The sequence below is a fragment of the Photobacterium aquimaris genome (genome assembly GCF_002954455.1).
Lineage (GTDB): Bacteria > Pseudomonadota > Gammaproteobacteria > Enterobacterales > Vibrionaceae > Photobacterium > Photobacterium aquimaris.
Genome location: NZ_MSCC01000001.1, coordinates 1,654,896 through 1,655,421, shown reverse-complemented (window position 1 = coordinate 1,655,421; position 526 = coordinate 1,654,896). Strand labels below are relative to the sequence as shown.

Genomic DNA, 526 nt, shown 5'->3' with positions numbered 1-526 from the left:
TGATATTGCTAACGGTCAAGTAGTGATCACTGTCACTGATGGTGCTGATGCTAACGGTGGTGAAACCGGCTCAATTACTATTACTGAAGGTGATTTAACGCCAGCAGCTGGTCAACAAGGGTATCCGGTATCGGGCACCACTACGATTGTGATTGAGGCGAGCGCTGATCGTCTTGACCCAAGCAAAGTAACCATCGATCCTAGCCAATTAACTAAATTAATTGATGAATTATCGTCTGAATTAACCACGGGCGATAATCAAGCGATCAGCTTTAGCTATGACAGCGCCACAGGGCAATTAGTTGGTGTGACTGCTGACGGCGAGCAAGTAATAACTGTATCATTGGATGCAGTCCAAGCGGCAAACGGTCACGATATCGACGTAACGGTGACGATTAATCAACAAAAACCGTTAAACCACACTGACACTGGTGTCGATGGTTTGGTGGATAGTGTTAACGATAAAATCACCATTGATGTGCCGATTCAGGTACAAGATACCGATGGTGATTGGCTCGAGAAACCT

The 526-nt window shown here is 45.6% G+C and carries 1 protein-coding gene; it reads left to right on the top strand.

What is annotated here, in order from left to right:
- On the top strand, window positions 1–526 hold a 526-nt coding region (locus tag BTN98_RS20285), incomplete at both ends, for a hypothetical protein (RefSeq protein ID WP_167390200.1).